Origin of the sequence: Providencia sp. PROV269 (genome assembly GCF_028477785.1) — a bacterium.
GTDB classification, from domain to species: domain Bacteria; phylum Pseudomonadota; class Gammaproteobacteria; order Enterobacterales; family Enterobacteriaceae; genus Providencia; species Providencia rettgeri.
Map to the genome: position 1 here is coordinate 116,962 of NZ_JAMPLV010000018.1, position 18,284 is coordinate 135,245.

The 18,284-nt window shown below is 43.9% G+C and carries 24 protein-coding genes and 1 pseudogene; 24 read left to right on the forward strand and 1 reads right to left on the reverse strand.

Annotated elements, in window-relative coordinates:
• Positions 1-179 precede the first annotated feature (179 nt).
• From PR683_RS18435 to PR683_RS18445, 3 genes are all read left to right on the forward strand, one after another.
• The gene (locus PR683_RS18435) at positions 180-659 is read left to right on the forward strand and encodes an antirestriction protein (protein WP_272526648.1); all 480 of its coding nucleotides are present in this window, start codon (positions 180-182) and stop codon (positions 657-659) included.
• 76 nt (positions 660-735) lie between these two features.
• The gene (locus PR683_RS18440; protein WP_272581929.1) at positions 736-1,065 is read left to right on the forward strand and encodes a hypothetical protein; all 330 of its coding nucleotides are present in this window, start codon (positions 736-738) and stop codon (positions 1,063-1,065) included.
• A 108-nt stretch (positions 1,066-1,173) separates the two neighbouring features.
• Positions 1,174-1,605 carry an LPD29 domain-containing protein gene (locus tag PR683_RS18445; RefSeq protein ID WP_272526674.1) on the forward strand — a complete coding sequence of 144 codons (432 nt, stop codon included), beginning with the start codon at positions 1,174-1,176 and terminating at the stop codon, positions 1,603-1,605.
• Between the two features lie 108 nt (positions 1,606-1,713).
• Here the strand turns inward: PR683_RS18445 and PR683_RS20450 are convergent.
• Positions 1,714-2,172: pseudogene (locus PR683_RS20450) on the reverse strand (transglycosylase SLT domain-containing protein).
• 447 nt (positions 2,173-2,619) lie between these two features.
• Between PR683_RS20450 and PR683_RS18455 the strand changes: the two are divergent.
• The 21 genes from PR683_RS18455 to traF all read left to right on the forward strand — a co-directional run bounded on the left by PR683_RS18455 (position 2,620) and on the right by traF (position 18,283).
• The gene (locus PR683_RS18455) at positions 2,620-3,009 is read left to right on the forward strand and encodes a relaxosome protein TraM (RefSeq protein ID WP_228367746.1); all 390 of its coding nucleotides are present in this window, start codon (positions 2,620-2,622) and stop codon (positions 3,007-3,009) included.
• 246 nt (positions 3,010-3,255) lie between these two features.
• On the forward strand, positions 3,256-3,927 hold the full coding sequence (locus PR683_RS18460) for a response regulator transcription factor (RefSeq protein WP_228367747.1): 672 nt from the start codon (positions 3,256-3,258) through the stop codon (positions 3,925-3,927).
• Between the two features lie 79 nt (positions 3,928-4,006).
• Positions 4,007-4,198, forward strand: a complete 192-nt coding sequence (locus tag PR683_RS18465; RefSeq protein WP_228367748.1) for a TraY domain-containing protein — start codon at positions 4,007-4,009, stop codon at positions 4,196-4,198.
• Positions 4,199-4,462: 264 nt separating this feature from the next.
• Positions 4,463-4,837: a type IV conjugative transfer system pilin TraA gene (locus PR683_RS18470; protein WP_228367749.1), complete on the forward strand. Its 375-nt coding sequence runs from the start codon at positions 4,463-4,465 to the stop codon at positions 4,835-4,837.
• 32 nt (positions 4,838-4,869) lie between these two features.
• Entirely contained in the window at positions 4,870-5,175 is a 306-nt protein-coding gene (gene traL, locus PR683_RS18475) for a type IV conjugative transfer system protein TraL (protein ID WP_228367750.1), read from the forward strand.
• Between the two features lie 12 nt (positions 5,176-5,187).
• On the forward strand, positions 5,188-5,760 hold the full coding sequence (traE, locus tag PR683_RS18480) for a type IV conjugative transfer system protein TraE (protein ID WP_094962780.1): 573 nt from the start codon (positions 5,188-5,190) through the stop codon (positions 5,758-5,760).
• 31 nt (positions 5,761-5,791) lie between these two features.
• On the forward strand, positions 5,792-6,511 hold the full coding sequence (gene traK, locus PR683_RS18485; RefSeq protein WP_272581930.1) for a type-F conjugative transfer system secretin TraK: 720 nt from the start codon (positions 5,792-5,794) through the stop codon (positions 6,509-6,511).
• Complete coding sequence (locus PR683_RS18490; RefSeq protein ID WP_272581931.1) at positions 6,504-7,874, forward strand: TrbI/VirB10 family protein; 1,371 nt, start codon at positions 6,504-6,506, stop codon at positions 7,872-7,874. Before traK ends, PR683_RS18490 begins: the two co-directional genes overlap by 8 nt.
• A gap of 52 nt (positions 7,875-7,926) precedes the next feature.
• Positions 7,927-8,121, forward strand: coding sequence for a hypothetical protein (locus tag PR683_RS18495; protein ID WP_272526645.1), 195 nt, complete (start codon positions 7,927-7,929; stop codon positions 8,119-8,121).
• An 8-nt stretch (positions 8,122-8,129) separates the two neighbouring features.
• Entirely contained in the window at positions 8,130-8,621 is a 492-nt protein-coding gene (gene rfaH / locus PR683_RS18500; RefSeq protein ID WP_272526644.1) for a transcription/translation regulatory transformer protein RfaH, read from the forward strand.
• Between the two features lie 24 nt (positions 8,622-8,645).
• Complete coding sequence (locus tag PR683_RS18505; RefSeq protein ID WP_272526643.1) at positions 8,646-9,008, forward strand: hypothetical protein; 363 nt, start codon at positions 8,646-8,648, stop codon at positions 9,006-9,008.
• An 8-nt stretch (positions 9,009-9,016) separates the two neighbouring features.
• Positions 9,017-9,250, forward strand: coding sequence for a hypothetical protein (locus PR683_RS18510; protein ID WP_272526642.1), 234 nt, complete (start codon positions 9,017-9,019; stop codon positions 9,248-9,250).
• Positions 9,251-9,301: 51 nt separating this feature from the next.
• The gene (locus PR683_RS18515) at positions 9,302-9,535 is read left to right on the forward strand and encodes a hypothetical protein (protein ID WP_071548962.1); all 234 of its coding nucleotides are present in this window, start codon (positions 9,302-9,304) and stop codon (positions 9,533-9,535) included.
• A gap of 196 nt (positions 9,536-9,731) precedes the next feature.
• Entirely contained in the window at positions 9,732-10,301 is a 570-nt protein-coding gene (traV, locus tag PR683_RS18520; RefSeq protein ID WP_272581932.1) for a type IV conjugative transfer system lipoprotein TraV, read from the forward strand.
• Between the two features lie 77 nt (positions 10,302-10,378).
• The gene (traC, locus tag PR683_RS18525) at positions 10,379-12,991 is read left to right on the forward strand and encodes a type IV secretion system protein TraC (RefSeq protein ID WP_272526676.1); all 2,613 of its coding nucleotides are present in this window, start codon (positions 10,379-10,381) and stop codon (positions 12,989-12,991) included.
• Positions 12,967-13,392 (forward strand): type-F conjugative transfer system protein TrbI, encoded by a 426-nt coding sequence (trbI, locus tag PR683_RS18530; protein ID WP_228367763.1) that lies wholly within the window; start codon positions 12,967-12,969, stop codon positions 13,390-13,392. The genes traC and trbI overlap by 25 nt, the downstream gene beginning before the upstream one ends.
• A 10-nt stretch (positions 13,393-13,402) precedes the next feature.
• Positions 13,403-14,035 (forward strand): type-F conjugative transfer system protein TraW, encoded by a 633-nt coding sequence (gene traW / locus PR683_RS18535; RefSeq protein ID WP_228367764.1) that lies wholly within the window; start codon positions 13,403-13,405, stop codon positions 14,033-14,035.
• The gene (gene traU / locus PR683_RS18540) at positions 14,032-15,027 is read left to right on the forward strand and encodes a conjugal transfer pilus assembly protein TraU (protein WP_123382828.1); all 996 of its coding nucleotides are present in this window, start codon (positions 14,032-14,034) and stop codon (positions 15,025-15,027) included. The genes traW and traU overlap by 4 nt, the downstream gene beginning before the upstream one ends.
• A 15-nt stretch (positions 15,028-15,042) precedes the next feature.
• Positions 15,043-15,660: a type-F conjugative transfer system pilin assembly protein TrbC gene (gene trbC, locus PR683_RS18545; RefSeq protein ID WP_228367765.1), complete on the forward strand. Its 618-nt coding sequence runs from the start codon at positions 15,043-15,045 to the stop codon at positions 15,658-15,660.
• Positions 15,660-17,498 carry a conjugal transfer protein TraN gene (locus tag PR683_RS18550; protein WP_228367766.1) on the forward strand — a complete coding sequence of 613 codons (1,839 nt, stop codon included), beginning with the start codon at positions 15,660-15,662 and terminating at the stop codon, positions 17,496-17,498. Before trbC ends, PR683_RS18550 begins: the two co-directional genes overlap by 1 nt.
• Positions 17,495-18,283 (forward strand): type-F conjugative transfer system pilin assembly protein TraF, encoded by a 789-nt coding sequence (traF, locus tag PR683_RS18555; RefSeq protein WP_228367767.1) that lies wholly within the window; start codon positions 17,495-17,497, stop codon positions 18,281-18,283. Before PR683_RS18550 ends, traF begins: the two co-directional genes overlap by 4 nt.
• The last annotated feature ends 1 nt before the right edge of the window (position 18,284 follow it).

Here is an 18,284-nt window from a genome sequence, read left to right on the forward strand (position 1 = left end):
TAAACATAGTCTCAACTCGTCATCCAGCAAGGGTAAAGTGAACTCCACCAAAATTCTTGCCGCTGCGCTTACCAACAATTTTGCCTCCGCCCTTGCTTGCTTCCTCATTTCGTCTATGCACGCCCTTTGCAGCGCAGGAACTCGACGAAAGAAATCATTAACCCAAAGGAGGCACTAAAATGACACAACAACAAAACCTTGCAGCGAGAGAATCTAACGAAAGAAATGGAAAAGACGAAATCCTAATCACGGCTATTGAGGTGAAGAATGCTCAAGCTCGTTTAACGTTTTTACCTTCAAAACTAGGTCGTTACTGTATTGCCTTTGAAAATGCAATCTATAACTGGATGACTCGGAACGCCGTAGCCTATAACGGCGGCTATTGGGATTTTTATCAATTGTCGAATGGCGGTTTTTATCTGCAACCGACAAAAGGCTATATGCTCACTTCACCGAATGGATTTATGGACGATGTAAGTGCTCAAGAAGCAGGCATTATTGTCACCTTAATGATGTTAAGCCATTTTTCATTTGTGACCTATGAAAAAGGGCATCACGAAGATTGTGAGCGTATTTCTGCTTATTTTCATCAATTACGGGATTTTATTTTCACATTACCCCCTGAATCACAAACCAAAATATTAAACGCCATTGATTAAGTCTATCCCGCGCAAGTCTTAGGCTTGCGCTTAATTGAACACCATCAATCAATAAATCAGAAAAAGGTAAATGAATATGGAACAGCAAACATTATTATCAGTTGGACAAGTGGTTTACACTAATTTATATAATCTCGGCAAGGGGGTTATTGTTAATATTCATGGTGAGCAAAAACCAGATACAGTGACGAATCTATGTAATATCATTGTGAGCGGAGGCAATGCAGAATTTGATATTGTATTTTACAATGGTGATAAATCGAATCGCTTACCAGAATCTATTTTAAGGGGAGGAATTCAGTGGGAAGTGAAAAATGAATTTGTTGATAATGAAACAATTGAATCACTAATTAAACAGTCAGGAGAATTCGAACAAATGGAAAAAGCCGAGGAAGAAAAAGAGTAAATCGAATTTAATCAAGGTGTCGAATTTCAAAAAAACAATAATCAATATTCGCACTTAACTCAGATAACTTCTAATTTAGACAATGAAGTAAAAATAGTCGGTAAAAATATCCGTGCTGAATTAAAAAAACATTTCCCAAAAACTAAATTTTCGGTACGTAAACAATATTACAGTTCTTATTATGTGTCATGGACTGATGGGCCGACAGTGGATGAAGTTGACTCGATTGTCAAAAAATATAAAACGTCACGGTTCGATTGCTATACTGATTACTCTTACAATGAAAGCTCGCCATTTAATATAGTTTATGGCGGTGCTGATTATGTTTTTACAAATCGACATTACAGTGATGAAACAATCGCATTGGCAATCAAATCATTGATTGAAAAACAGGGCGAGTCTTATGAGTTTGATACCACGCTAATGACGGTTGAAAATTATCATCAAGGAATGTTATACAAAATTGGACGCGAACAAATTATTGGAAATGATGGGGTAGGTGGAGAAATCAACCGTGTATTAAGAAAAACAAGTTATTAAAGAAAGCGCGCCATAAAGGCGCGTTTCTCGTTTTAATACTAAGCCACATGCATTACTTAATATCAAATGGGATTATAGCGTTAAAAATAGAAAGTAAAAGGAATAAGTTTAGTTATTTTTTTTAATGTTAAGATAAATGTGATAGACCTCAAGCGCGTATTGATTTCTTTTTTGTTCTTGAGCCTCGGATTTTTTTAACCCCGCATTATATGCACCTACGCCTTTCCAAATATCCCCTTGTATGCGAATAAATTTCGCGAAATAAAATGCACCCGTATAAATATTCATGCAGGGGTCTTTCCTTAAATGATTTTCTGTAATGCCATACTGGGCTAATTCATTAAAGTTTTGCGAATGAATTTGCATTAATCCAATCGCGTATCGTGTCGATGATGCTTAATTAATTGCATTCGGTTGGAATGAACTTTCACGAAATGCAACCGCGCGTAATAAATCAGGGTCAATTTTATAATCTTTTCCTGCTTTATCATAGCAATCAAACGAAAATGAAAAAGGTGAGAAAATTAACGCAATGAGAATAAAGATCATTCGCATATAAAACCCCATAAAATAATAAATACTCTTAACTCAGAATCACCCATTTTAATTAAAAAATAAAGCACTATTTTAATGCTAGCCAAAAGAAACGAGGAGCAATAAATACGCTCCTCTGAAAGAAAGACATCACACCCTACGCAAAATTTTATTTTGCAAGAATTTATCGGTAAATCATGGTGTTAACTAAAAAATAAATGGGTGGAAAATTTAAAATTATTCATTTTAAGTGCTAAAAGAGTGCTGAAATATGGCTGGATTAGTGCTGCATTGTGGCTATCTTGTGGCTAAGTCTATTAAAACAGTTAGTTATAATGAGCAGTGCTTTATGGGTGCTTAGTTGTTAGCACTTTAATAGTGCTTATTAATCTAGTATTTAGCACTTTTAAAGCCCTGTTTCTGTGATACTATAAATTAAACTAGGCACTTAATTAGCACTTTAATTTATAGGTTAAATAAATGGCAAGACAAAACGTATATATGTCACAAAAAGTTTATGATGCAATTAGAGCGATTGTTGATGAACGGCGAGCTGATGGTGCAAACCATGCGGATGCAAATATGTCGAGCGTCTGTTCTGAAATGCTTGATATTGGTGTTCGGGTAACAATGAATTTAAAAAAGAAGTCAGATGAATCTGATGATAATGGTATGACATGGGAAGAGCTCTATAAAAAACAAATGTTAGAAGATTCAGCAAAAACACGTCAGTGCATTCAAATGATTTTTCAGATGCTATTTAATTTAACTGAAATAAAAGAAGATAGCCGTTATGACTTTAGAGAGGGGATCTCTGAAATGAAGCGGGAGACTGAAATGCTAATAAATCAGTTTTTCCCAGAGAATTAAAAGGATGTTTCTTGGGGGAGTAAAAGTAAGGTTTTACTTATTAAGTAGGTTTTAGTGATTGAGATTTGAAATTATAAATATATGTCACATTAATTTAAATTTATAATTGATTTGAAATGAAAATAAAGTTAATCTTAACCTAAGCTAAATAATTAGCGAGTTAAAAATTTAAGAATCGCCCAATAAAGGAGCTGTAACTCCCTTATTGAGCTAAACACATAACCCATGTCTTAAGGAAACGGTTACATGTCTACTCATGATCCTATTGATCTCGACGCAATAAAACAAGCTGTTTTTCGAGAAAACCTACCTGATTTTTTAAACAATGTATACTTTTGGATGATTCTTGACCATGATAGTCAAGTTTTATCGTGCAGCTCTCCTGAAAAAATTCACTCAATTCTTAATTCGTTAAAAGTAACTAATAAAGAAAAGAATTTTAGTATTTCATCTATCGAGTTAGTAAAGCATCAGTTATATCCGATTGCAATTGCAATGGAGGTTACTGAATTTATTTTTTCTAGTAATAATGAAATTGTAAGATTAAAAATATATAATGTTATGGAGAATACAAATATTAAGTTTAGAGTTTTTAATTCTGAATTATCTATAAGACGAGATAGCTTTTATAATCAATTAGATTTGGATTCATCAATAAAAAGGTTAAAAGATATAAATCCCTTAGAATTATTAACAAGTACAGAATGGATTGTCGCATGGCTTGTTATTCATGGGTTAACCAATCCAGAAGTGGCTAAAATAATGGAAAGAAGCCATGATACTATAAAAGCACATGTTAGTAGGATACTCGGTGCGAGTAGATTGAGTGTTTTTAATCGATACTTATTATCAGATATTGCCTTCCGACTTAATTGGGATTGTTTTGTTCCATTGTCTATTGTAGAAAAATATCACTAGGATACCCCCCGAGTCGGGTAATTTACAGATGAATTTTTTTATATATGATAGTTTCATGATTACAAAGAATGAGGTTCCTATGAAAGAAAAAAAATATAAATCTGTCACAATAAGTGTACCGATAAGTGCTGAAACTAATCGTTTATTAACAGAGTCTGCTAAGCGTGCAAGACGTTCTAAAAAAATCGAAGCTGTATTGCGATTGTCTGACCACTTAAGATTAATTAAAATTTTAGAAGGGAATTATCAAGAGCTATTAAATAAATACTAATTTACTTCTTTATTTAATTTTTCGTTTTGTTGATTACACACAGCAACGGGGTTGCTTTGCCTAAAAATTGGCATTGTACTCCGATGGCGGTAGCTTTGCCCAAAGATTGAGACAATATCACGCTTTATTTCTTACTTAGATTAAGTGTTATTTACTTATTAATTAAGTCGGAAATAAAGCGAGCTAAAGGCTCAATTGTTATTAAATACTCTTTAAGAGTTTATTTTGAAAAATAATGAAACAACTATTAACAAGGAAATTGCTATGTCACAACTGACTATCGAAAATACGCCAGCCCGTAAGAAGGGATTAATTAAACGTACTATTGATGCGGTGAACTTTAAAATGGGGAAAACTTTATTCCGTTTTATTGGTGTACCGATGATGGCATTTTTAGTCTCTAAAGGGGCAATGGCTGCTGATGACTTAATGGCGGCGGGTCGTGAAGATGCAGAAGCCAGTTTTGGTGCGGATTCGACACTGATTTACTACTTTATGTTAGCGGAAGTGGTGCTGGTATTCTTAATGTATCTGCGTAATCACAACCCAGCGACATTCGTGTTGATCCCTGTGTTCTTTGTGATCACCGGTATTATCTTTGCCATTATTAAAGCTCGTGCTCCCGGCGTGACACCATAAGATACGTAATTAGGTATTGAAGGAACAGCGTAATGGAAGAAGAGCGCGCTAAGCGATTCATCTTTCCTCAGACGCTGACAGAGCAAAGTCGTCCAATAGGTTTACCTCTCGATGAAACCTGTGCCATTGCCCTCCCGTTATGTTGGGGGGTTATGGACAAGCAATATATTGCAGGGGTTGTCATTGGCGTTTTGCTCTGGTTTGCACTGAGGTATTTCAAAAAAGGGAGGGGAACAGATTGGCTGATTAATGCGTGTTACTGGTATTTGCCTTCCTTCTGTTTTCAGGGAATGTACAAACGACTTCCCGACTCCGCGTTCAGGCTCTGGTTAAAATAACAGGAGGTCACGGTGAAACTGAGCGCAGCCAAATCTGCCCACAAATTCACATCACTCATTTTCATTATATTAGTTTGCTTATTAGGAGGAAGCATTACAGGGAATATTCTGGCGTGGTCGAATATTGCCACTTTAATTGATAGCCGTGAAATGACCTATATCCCGCAGTTCTTTGAAACCCCGTTTACCTTAAGTCGTTCGCATGCGGATGCCAACTACCTCGAACAAACCGCACAGTCGCTGATTTTCTTGCGTTACAACGTATCACCAGAATCGGTTAAAGCTAATCACAAAGCCTTATTACGATTTTTTGATAATAGTCAGCGACCGCAGATGCAAGAGATTTTGGCTGAAGAAGCGAAACAAATCATTGAAAACAATGTCACCAGTGCCTTTTATTTGTCCGGAATGGATGTGTATCCCAATTCTGGCATTGTCGATATTCACGGGGATATCCAAACGTGGATTGGCAACCGTAAATCGCTACCTGAACGGGTGACATTACGATTAACTCTGAAGTACGCAAATGGGCTCACGACAATAGGGGGCTTTGAGGTACAAGTCGATGAAAAGAAGAAAAAGTAAGTTAAGTCAACTGGCGTTATTGGCCCTGAGTTTGGGCCTCTTTTCTGCCTTCAGTTTAGCGGAGCCCGCTGCAACTTTACCTGTGCAAATTCCTGTCTCGCCTGATTCGCAAGTGCGTGTGGCCTTTAGTAACAGTGAACCGAATATGTTGGTGGTGCCAGGCGACCGGATTGTCGCGATTGATAGCGCGCAAGGCATGTTTATTAATGGCAACCAAAAAGGGGCAACAGGGAAGCTCAGTGGCGGGGTAGTGTTGATGACCACGCAAACTAAACCGTTTACCTTTTATGTCCGTACCGCAGGCGGTTTGACCGTGTCAGTAGTGGCGGTTCCGCAAAAACGGGATGGTCGCGTGTTGCAGTTGGTGTCGTCAGTCCCAGCGAAGCGGCCAGCCGCCAAGCAATGGGAGCGTTCTCTGCCTTATCCCCAAATGCTGATTGGACTGCATAAAGCATTACTCAACGGCGAAGTCCCGCAAGGTTTTGCTAAAGCACCCGTCACCGTTACGCCAACCTTGTCATTACCGTCGGGGTATGTGGTGTCTGCGGATGAAATGTGGAATGGCGGCGAAGTTCGGGTATACAAACTGGCGGTACATAATACCACGGCCAACGCTAAACCGATCACTGAGCGATTGTTTAATGCGCAGGGGGTAAGGGCGGTATTGATTTCGCCTTATAGCGAACAGGTGTTACCGGGTGCGACCGCAACCGTGTGGTTAACGGTGAGTAATGAGGTGACACATGGCTAATTTAAATGTGAAAACGCGTCGTAAACAACTCGTGGTTTTTTTAATGGTCGCGTTAGGAGCCAGTGCCATTGGTGGGGTTGCATGGTGGTTCAGCAAACCCTCAAAACCTAAAACCAAACAAACGGTACAAAAGCCTGTCCCCAATATGACAGGGGTTGTCTCTTCCACCTTTGACCGTAAAGTCGGGCAAGCGGCTATGGCGGATTTGCAATCCACCGCATCACAAGTGGACAAGCAAATGAAAAGCGTGAACGCCCGAATCGAACGTTTAGAGCAGGAAAATAAAGCGTATCGCGACAAAATTGAGCAACAAGATAAAGACTTAACGACGTTGCAAGACCAGCTGAATGAGGTGAGTAATGGGTTGATCCATGGCGACAATACCTTACCTCAACCTCAAACGCTGCCTGTTGGCACGATACCGATACCCAATGGCCAAGCCAGTCAGCCGATTATCCCACCGCCAACAGCATTTTATCAAGGCGGGCAATACCCCGTCGGTCAGCCTCAAATCAATGTAAATCCAGCATTAAAGCAAGGCTTGCATTCGATGACTATCGAGTATGAAGAGGACAAGGTGGATAACAACTTACCTGCTTTACCCTATATCCCGTCAGGGAGTTTTGCCAAAGCGATGGTGATTGAAGGCGCAGATGCCAATGCGTCCGTGACGGGGAACAGTAATCCCTCGCCCATGCAGTTTAGGTTAACAGGCAAGCTGATTATGCCAAATAACGAAGAGTATGATTTAAGTGGGTGTGCGGTGACGGCGGGGGTGTATGGCGATATTTCCAGTGAGCGCGGGCTTGTTCGTACTGACCGTCTGTCTTGTAAGCTGTTTGGCCATACGATTGATATGCCCTTTAAAGGTCATGTTTCCTTTATGGGGAAAAATGGGATTAAGGGGGAACCGGTTATCCGAAATGGTGAGCTAGTCGGTTATGCCTTTGGTGGCGGATTTATCGAAGCAGTCGGCTCAGGCTTTTCCAAAGTGGGGAGCGAAACCGTTGGTATCGGGGCTAGTAGTACGACCACGATGGCAGATGTGATGCGAGGCGGAGTCGGGGGCGGTGTTCAACAATCCGGAAAAATGTTGTCGGAATACTTCATTAAACGTGCTGAGCAATATCATCCGGTGATCCCGATTGGTGCTGGAATTGAAATCACGGTCGTTTTCCAAGAAGGCTTCCAGTTGGAATTTATTGAACAGATGCGCAAAAAGATAAGCAAAGATGCTGTAGCTGAGCCTGTTCAGCAAACGCTTAATCAAGGCATTACGGTGACGAAACAAGCGTTGCAAGAAATTTTACTCGGGGATGCGGTGCCATCGACAAATTACCCGCAATACCCAACACAACAATAACGTCTTTCACGCCTCCTTATCGCCAACACCAGGGCAATCTTAAGGAGCAATCATGTTAACACTACCCACAAAAAACAACCCTAAAACGCGATTAAAAGCGGTCCTTCTTATGGGGCTCATCATTTCACCTGCGGTGATATTGGTGTGTACCGACATCAGTTGGGATGGATTGCTTTTTCTCGCTATCTATACCGGTTTGAGTGCTTGGGTGACTCAAATCTTAAATAACGACTCTCAACAAAAGTGAATGAACAGATGGATAAATGGTATTTATTGTATTGCAAAACAGGGCAAGATTTACGAGCGATTGAACATCTTGAACGCCAAGGTGTGAATAGTTTTTCCCCGCGTTATGAGGCGGAGAAAATGGTGCGAAATCGGAGACGCAAAGTGATGGAGCCCTTATTCCCCAATTATTTATTTGTGAAGTTCGATTATAAAGTCATCCATTTTTCGACCATTAACTCAACACGGGGTGTGAGCTACTTTGTACGCTTTGGCAAACTGCCTGTGGTGGTGCCCGATGAAATCATTGCGACTCTGATGGTGCCAAATTTTATGAAAGAGGTGAGTGAGCAGCTACCGCAAAAAGGAGATGAAGTGGTCATTTATGACGGTATCTTTCAAGGTGTGCGCGCGATTTACAGTGAACCTGATGGCGAAGCGCGTTCGGTGCTGCTTCTTAAAATCCTCAACAAAGAAGTGCCTCGTGTTGTCGAAAATCGTAACTTTGAAACCATAAAATAATAGAGTGAGTAGAGGTGCATTGATATGTCTAGTTTTACAATCGGGCTTTTTATCGCGGCAGGTTTTTGTTTTGTGATGGCGATGGTGTGTTCTCGTAAGGGGTATCATCAGTTTAGTTATTTTTGGACGATATTTTGTGTGGTCTTAATATTATTCGGAGGAGGGGCAATTTCTGATGAGCGAGTACAGAGAAAATACTTGGAACTAGGCGAATATTACTCAACACAATGCCAACTCATTGAAACCAACATTGATAATGGGATATTTCAGTCAAACACCAATAAACTCAAGTGTGGTGATGTGATTGAAAATGTGACGGTTAGTGATTACAAAGAAGCCATTGAAGCCTACCAGAACAGCAATGTTCAGATGAATAAGCTAAATTAAAAGTTAATATGAAACGAAAGGTAAAGATTAACTGGCTAGGGCGCTGCGTGGTATGCGGCAGTGAGAACAGTATTGTCGAAACCGAGTTTGGCTCAGAAGATTTCCTATTTGAAAAAGATAAAATTACCTGCTCAGGCTGTGCTCATCAAGGCCTTGTAATAGTTGAAAATGACGTTGCCTATGCAATTTGGCATTCTGTAGAGGCGCTTAGCACTTCTACACAAAGCGAAGAGAGGGATTAAATTTATTTCAACCTTCGGGGTCGTTTTCTCAAATTATCAACAGGATTAATAATGGATATACAGTTTAAAGATTTTACGATAGATGGGGTTATTATTTCTAATTTAAAAAGTGTTAGGCGTGACCGACGGCTAATGAATGATGAAATGAACCAATGGCTAAATGAAAATAATATAACCGATATCATTAATATCGAATCCTTGGAATATGAGATCCCTCCAACTATTGGAAGCCTTGGTGGTGTTAAATTTCACGGGTTTAGGCTTTGGTATAAAATCATCAAGTAACGTCTTTCGTTTAAATTCAAATTCCTACAAACACATTTGTCTCAAAAAGTACATGATTATCCGTTAATTAACCGTATTTAATTAAATGGTTATGAATAAAAATATTTTTTTCGTCACTGAATAAGCGGCGACACAAATTCATCGTTATTTCTCCACAAAACACCTCTTTTTGTCATTCATTTATAAGGTTCATTTTATGAAAAAACTCCTAATTTTAGGCGTATTAACCCTGCTCGCGGGTTGTACTGCGGGTATGAAAGATTCCTTTGATTGCAATGCCACCGCGCAAGACAGCTGTATGACGATGGAAGAAGCCAATCAAAAAGCGGCACAGCAAAATGTGTCGTGGGCGCATCCTTCTAATGAGGAGGGCACATCCCAAAAGCGAGCCGAGCTGCAGCGGTTAGCCCCGTTGGCAACGCCTACCATACCCGTTGTGACAACCGCGTCTTCTGCACAGTCTGTTCGTACTGCGATGCAGGATAATCGAGATTCCTCACAGACAGTGAACGCGTTGGGGGCATTTGAATCGACATCCGTGCCAATAAAAAAGTCGATCCCCGCCAATTCACTGCCACCGATTTCGCAGCCAACCCAAACATGGTCGGGTTGGGCCGATATTGGGATGGCGCCTCCAGTGCGATTACCCGCAAGTACCGCGCGGTTGTGGATAGCCCCGTGGATTGATGAAGAGCAAAACTTTTATCAACCGGCTGTCGTCTCTTTTGTCGTGAAAGAGGGCCAGTGGATGGAGCAGTTACAATGACCCAAAAACGTGGCTTCTTGCAAAAGTTGAAGCAACTCGGCAACCCCCATGCAAAGGATGCGGGTGAATCCCCCTTTATGGAGAGTTTATTCAAAGGACTCCTCTCTAACTGGAAACAACCCGACGGCTCACGAAAAGCCCATGAAGCGCTGGAAGAGATGGACTATCCGTCCTTTAGCAGTATCTTACCCTATCGCTATTATGATGCCGACTCGGGGCTTTTTATTAACAAAGAGACGGCAGGTTTTGTGTTGGAATGTGCGCCCTTGATTGGTGCGAACGATAAAATTGTCGATGCACTGGATTATTTTTTGCGAAATAAATTGCCGCGCAAAACCCCACTCACTTTTTTGTTGCTCGGCAGTAAATGCATCAGCGGCATGTTGGATTATGGCCTCAAGGACTTTAGCTGGGATGGGGGGTTGGCATCAAAATTCAATGCCATTACCCGTGCTTATTATGAAAACGGGGCGATGAATGGTTTAGCCAACAAGCAAGGCTTGCCATTAACACTGCGGAACTATCGCCTGTTTGTCATCTATGCCGAACCGGTTAAACGGGCGGATGCGTTGACGCTGCAAAATTTGAATCAAACCTTGAGTGTGGTGCAGCAATCTCTCCTCGGCGCCAGTATCGGCTCGGAGCGACTGGATGATAAAGGCTTAATCAAGTTGGTGCGGGAAATGGTGAATTTTCGCCATCACAATATTGCCGAGCCCTCCGATGAAATCGAACCGTATGAAGAACTCAATGCGCAGTGTGTTGACCGTTCGTTCGTGATGGAGCTGAAACCCGAAGCCATGTATCAGAGCTTAATGGATGAAAAGGGGAAAAAATCACATACGCGGATACTTAACTACAGCCTAGCCAAAAATCCGCAGCGGTTTGCACTCTGGCAAGGGGGCGATAATCTCAGCAATTTACTTGACCCTGCGGCTTCCGTGTCATGCCCGTTTGCTATTACGTTGACGTTGGAAGTAGAAGATTTAGTCCGAACCCAAAATGAATCGATGACCAAATCAGCAACCTTTAACAAACGTGCAGAATCCAAGTTCTCCAGTTGGGTGCCAGGTGTGAAGCAACAAGCGAAAGAGTGGACCGATATCCGTGAACGGTTAAGTAAAGGGCAATCAGCACTCACGCGTTACAGTTATGGCATTACGTTGTTTTGTGAAGACGATGACGATAAAGCGCTAAACGCTGAAATGGCCCTAATGAATACCTTTAACAGTAATGGATTGACGCTCACTCCTCCCAGTTTTATGCAGTTGCGCAACTACATGGCCTTGTTCCCGTTTGTCATGCAAGAGGGCTTATGGGGAGACATGAAACGCTCAAGTGGCACACTGCGAGCAGAGTCTTTCAATGTAGCCAACTTGTTGCCTGTGGTTGCTGATAACCGCATTTGTCGCAGTGGGTTACCTATTCCCTCGTATCGTAACCAGTTGTCTTATCTCGATATCTTTGATGATGATTCGGGGCTTGGGAACGATAACTACAACATGGGTGTGTGTGGCACCTCGGGGGGCGGTAAGTCCTTCTTAGTGCAAGCCATTATTCGCCAAATTCTCGACAGTGGCGGTTGGGCCTATGTCTTGGATATGGGCGCATCCTACAAAGGATTGTGTGAAAGTGTTGGGGGCGTTTACGTGGATGCTCGTGACCTTAAATTCAACCCGTTTGCGGGGGTCGTCAATATCAAAGAGGCGGCGGAGAGCATTCGCGACTTGCTATTGGTGCTGGCCAATCCGTCAGGGGACATGGATGACACCTCTAAATCTATCTTGTTGAACGCGGTTCAAGATGTTTGGGAGGGGGCGGCACCGAGTAAACGTCAGGGTAATGCGGTGCTTATCGATGATATTTCAGAGTACTTAACGTGGCAATTAGAGCACGGTGTTTTTGAAGACGCTGACTCTGTGCGTAATAAGATGCACGAGATTGTTGTTTCATTACAAAAATACACGACTAAGGGGCTGTACGGGGAGTATTTCAATAGCCCTAATCCTGCTCTTAATGACAATGTGCGGTTTACCGTACTGGAAATGGGCGGTCTGCAAAATAAACCTGACTTGTTAGCCGCCGTCATGTTTTCCATGATGATCTTTATTGAACAGCGCATGTACTTATCCCCACGGGACATTAAAAAAGCCGCCATTATCGATGAAGGTTGGAAACTGCTCGACAGTGAAAACAGTTTTGTCGGTAACTTTATTGAAGGGGGCTATCGTACCGCCCGTAAACATCGTGGTGCTTACATTACCATTTCTCAAGGGATTGAAGATTTCGATGGTGAGGATGCGAGTGTGGCCGCGAAAGCCGCATGGAGTAACTCGTCGTACAAAATTATCTTGCGTCAAAACTTGGAGTCCTTCCGTAAATATAACCAGAAAAATCCTGACCAGTTCAATGTGCTTGAACGTACCGTGGTGGAAGGGTTCCCTTCGGCAAAAGAGGCGCACTTCAGTGCCTTTATGTTACGAGTGGCGGGACAAGTGTCTTATCACCGCTTGTTGATTGATCCTATCAGTCGCACCTTGTTTTCCACCGATGGGAAAGACTACCAGTTCCGTGAAAATGCCGCAGCACAGGGACTTTCCCAGCAAGCCACCTTATTAGCCTTAGCCCAACAAAAATTCCCAAGAGAAATGGAGGCCTTATCCCAATGGCAGAGTCAAACACGACATTAGTCGATAACACGCAAAAAACGCCCGCACGGGGCACGAGCCGTCGGCGTAAAGCCTGCTTGAAGGCCATGAGTTTTTTTATGGTGATTGCGGTGATCCTGAGTTTCAGTATTTCGGTGTTCGTGGTGCGCTGGCTTGCCCCCGTTACCGTCACTTTCGACATGGCGGGCACGGTCAACCAATATCAGCAACAAATGGCCATGCAGTTTAACGCCGAAAATCCGCTGAGTGAGCAACAAATCGCCGATGCCACTCACCGTTTTCAAATGGCGCTCAGTGACAGTTTATCGGAGTACCAACAGACGCATCAGGCCCTGATTTTAGTCACGCCTGCGGTGGTGATGGGCGCAGAAGATATCACGGTCGATATTCAAGCCACGATCGCCGACAAACTGGCGCAATAAGGGAGGGCAGATGAAGCGAATTCGACAGTCTACGTTAGCGGTATTGTTCTGTTTACCCTGCCTTGTTACTGCCAAAGATCTCGGTGTATGGGGGGATGTCTATCCCGTTCAAGAGCAAAGCATGTTGGACTTTATCCAGGGGCGGTTAAAACAAATGGAGGGTACAGGGGAAATTGCGCAGATGCAGCAAGATTTTAAAGATCGTGTGATTGAAAATACCCTGCGTCCACCGCCTGTGGATTGGCTCAGTACCGATACGGAAGCACATACGCTGTGGTACGACCCGACGTTTACGGTTCAAGGGGATTATGCTGACCACAATGGTGTGATGTTTGCCCGTCAAGGCGACAAAATAAACCCGCTGAGTCACGTGGCACTCGGGCAAACCCTGTACTTTTTAGATGCAGATGATCCGCGCCAAATCGCGTGGATGAATACACAGCAGCCCGCGACCTTGCATTATAAAGTTATTTTAACCAACGGCAATATCAAAGAGGCGACGCAGGCACTCAATACCCGCGTGTACTTTGACCAAGGGGGCAGTTTAAGTCGTCAGCTCGGGCTTCAGTACATTCCGGCGGTGGTGACGCAAGAGGGCGACAAACTCAAAATCGTTTCAGCCGCGATGCAGGAGGGGCGATGAATAAATTTACCCGTTGGCTATTGAGTGTGTGTGTACTGGGTTATGTAACAGTGACAACGCCAGCTAAAGCCGATGCGTTATGTGAGGGGAATTTCGTTAACCCGATCACCGATATTTGCTGGGATTGTTTGTTCCCGATGACCATTGGCAATGTGCCTGTATTTCCAGGTGTGGCACCGGATACAGAAAACCCCTCGATGCCGATACAAATTTGCCCGATGGGGATTTTATACCGCATTGGTTTAGCGATTGGCTATTGGGAGCCATTTGCCCTGACCGATGTGACCCGCTCACCGTATTGCATGGTGAATTTGGGCGGCTTTAACATCAATGTCGGTAAAATGGGCGGGGGTAAAGGTACGCAAAATGACCCTGCCACTCAAGGGGCGTTCTACCATGTGCATTGGTACAAATACCCACTGACCTATTGGCTCAATATCATTACCTCGGCAGGCTGTTTAGAGCGCGGGGATATGGATATCGCCTATTTGTCGGAGCTAGACCCCCTGTGGAATGACAGTTCGTTGTCGTCAATTATTGCCCCTGAAGCGTTTGTGTTTGCCAATCCTATCGCGCAAGGGGCGTGTGCTGCCGATGCGATTGCTAGTATTGGCAGCAAGCCCTTAAATGCGCTCTTTTGGTGTGCCGGTTCACAAGGCAGTATGTATCCGTTTACGGGGTATACGGGGAATGAATTTAGTCCGCAGGCTTCCTCGGTTCTGCTGTCTGAGCGCATGGCGTTTAAGTTACATCGGCAAGGGTTGGTGATGAACAGCGTCGGGAAAAATCAGGAGGTGTGCTACACCTATCCGTCGCCGATTATCCCGAAAGACCGTTATCGCTATCAAATGGTGAATATGTACCCTGATACCGCGCAATGTCACCCTTTTGGTCGTTCCGTGATGCGCTGGCAAACCGGGCATGCCTCACCCAACAGTCGTAAAAACTTCGGTTATCTCATCTGGCGTAAACGTAACTGCGTTTTCCTCTAATACGAGGTCCTTTTCATGAAATCCGTTTTCTTTTTATTCGCAAGCGTGCTGCTTGCGCCAGTTGGTTATGCCTTAACGGATGACCAACAGTTTTTAGAACAGCTGCGCGACCAAAGTGCGGCGTTACTTGAACAGTCTTTGCCGCCGGATGGCTTTAAGCCACCGGAAATCTCGGCCAAGGATAAAGCCTGGATTGATAACTTGTTAGCCAAACAGCAGCAAGCGCAGCAACACGCCGCCGATGCGGCTAAAGCACAAACTGAGCAGGAAAGCCCCTTTATCTACTTTGTATCGTTTTCTATTCCCGAAGCAGGGCTCAAACAGATGGTGCCTGAAGCCACGCAGCTTGGTATCCCCACCTTGATTAATGGCTTGATTGACAATGACTTTCGCAAAACGGCCAGTGCCGTGTTTGAACTGACCAAAGACAGTGGGGAGGGTGGCGTACAAATCGACCCGAAAACCTTTGCCCAATATGACGTTACACAAGTGCCTGCACTGGTCGTGCGCTGTGAACAAGGCTTTGATGTGATGTACGGCAATATCCGTTTGATATCGGCCATTGAACGGATTGCTAGCAGTGGCGATTGTCGTCAGGTTGCTCAGGATTGGCTGGTATCGAGGGCACGATAATGAAACGGTTATTGATTGCATTATGTGGTATGGGGGCTCTGTCACTGGGGTTTGCGGCCAATGATTACAAAGCGGGGTCGGAATTTGCCAGTGGCCTAAAAAACAAAGGGACAGACACGATAAAAAACACCAACCCCGCCAATATCATTCCGAACTATACCGCCAATCCGTCAGAGAGCGGCTATTACGGTGGGGTGACATCAGGCGCAGCCTCGGGGCTGGAAAATGCGGGCATGAAAGCGATGAATGAGACGGAGGCGGGGCAAACCACGATGAAGGTGATGAAAAATCGCCCGCCGGATAAGTTGGATTTGGACGCCCCGTTCTTAAAAGCGGGCATTGATATGCGAGAAAAGGCGGGGTCAGAAAGCGGGCAAATTACCGTCCCATGTCAGGATGTGACGCTGGATAAAACTGAAATCACATCACACCAATGTGAGCGTATCCCTGCAGCCAGTTTAGCCTGTACACGTACTGCAAAAATTACATGGGAAGAAATTGACGGATGGGATACCCAAAATATCACTATTCCACCAACAGGGTTTAAGTACTACCGCAACGGAGCGGGGTGGTCGTTTCATTTTGTTTCACCCGTAACAGGAACGGTTCAAAGCGCCTCATTAGCGATATGGGTGAGTAGTGGCCGTTACCTCTGGAATAGTCCGGTTACATTTATGAAAACGTCATGGCGGTTAACAAACAGCGCAACACAAACGTTGAATGCAAACGGGATTGAGTTGAAAGAAGGCAATAATGTCGCGAGTAATATCATTTGCTCAGGGTCGGGGTGTAATGCTGCGATTGAAGATACGATTGTACGGACATTTACCACCGATAAATTAGCCACGCTGACTTTGACTATGCGAGTTCTGGTCAAAATTAAAACCGTTAAGCCCAAAATTGAATGGGTTGAACATTGCCCGTTTGATAAATCCGAAGAAGTGAAAGTAGAAACCCAATGTACGGAAAAAGGGGGCATCAAAACGGTCACGGTGGGTGGTAAAAAGTACGATGTTTACAGTGAGTGTTGGCAGTACACCGATTATTACGCCAAGCAGTCGGCGGATAGTGGCAGCTGCGGTGACTACATGAAAAATCCTGCGTGTACCATTGTGAAAACCACCTGTATTGAATCCGTTGGCAGTACGTGTTTACGTGAGCAAGCGGTGTTTTCCTGTGAAAAAGGGCTGACGGGAGGTGGGAAAATGTGCGGTGTTGAACTGATTTGTGCCAGCGGGGAGTGTGACCAAATCAAGAATGACAAGGCGAACAGTTTCCAAAAAGCCGTATCGGCATTAGCAGCGGTGGCGGCTGCAGGGGAAGATGTGGCAGAGCTCAATGACGTGAATGTCAGGGCTTTTACAGGCCAGCGTTATACCTGTCGTAAAGCGGCTGCGGGGTTTAATAACTGCTGTAAAAGTGGCGGTTGGGGGAGTGATGTGGGACTGGCGCACTGTGACAGTGAAGAAAAAGCCCTCGGTAAAGCCAAAAGCCGCAATCTGACTATTTATGTTGGTTCCTATTGCTCTAACAAAGTGCTCGGAGTGTGTCTTCAGAAGAAAGAAGCCTACTGCGTGTTTGACAGTAAGCTCGCCAAAATTGTGCAAGAGCAAGGACGTGGCGGGCAGTTGCGCATTGGTTTTGGTAGCGCCAAAAACAGTGATTGTCGCGGTATTACCGTCGATGAGTTGCAGGCCATTAATTTTGACCGACTGAACTTTGCGGATTTCTATTCCGATTTGGAATCGGGCACCGATATTCCGGCTGACCAAGAGTTGATTGACCGTGTGAAAAATCAAATCGCCAATGGCTTGCAAGGCCAAGGAGGACAAGGATGAAACGCATTGTATTGATATCGCTCGTCAGTCTGGTGATATCGGGAGGCGTATTGGCTAATAACGGCGAGCAGGCGGAAACACGAACGTATGTGGATGAACCTATTGTCGGTTGGCATTGGTATAACGAGCCGCAACCCGAAGAAGAGAAAGAGCCGCCAGAGCCAGAGCAAATCCCGCTTTCGACGTTATCACCGACCTTACAAAAAAAGGTCATGCAAAAGCTAACCGCAGAAGCGTTAGACACTGCGATTATGCAACCAACTCCTGAGAATGCCGCGAAATTCGTGGCACTTCAGCGGTATTGGCTCAATCAATCTGGAAAGTTTGAACGCTCTGTGCAAAAAGCCCTGCTGCTACATCCTGCACTTGATTACAACTTGGAGCATTCCTTTTATAACAGCACGGTGCCTCAGCAGCTTTCTACATTACGCAATAAAGAAAAACAGGCTATTTCGCAGTTAGCATCTCAGTACGGATTGTTTTTATTCTATCGGGGCGGTGAGCCGTTAGATAACCAGTTAGCCAGTGTGGTGGCGCAGTTTGCTGAACAACACGGGGTTGTGCTTATCCCGATATCGGTGGATGGTCAGCGCAGCCAGCAATTACCAAATACTAAGCCAGACAACGGGCAAGTGGCGAAAATGCAAATCACCCATTTTCCTGCCCTGTTTTTGGTTGACCCGAAAAACGAATCTTACCAGCCGTTAGCCTACGGTTTTATGACGCAAGATGCGCTAGAACGTCGCTTTTTAGATATTGCGACCGATTTTACCCCGAACTATTGAG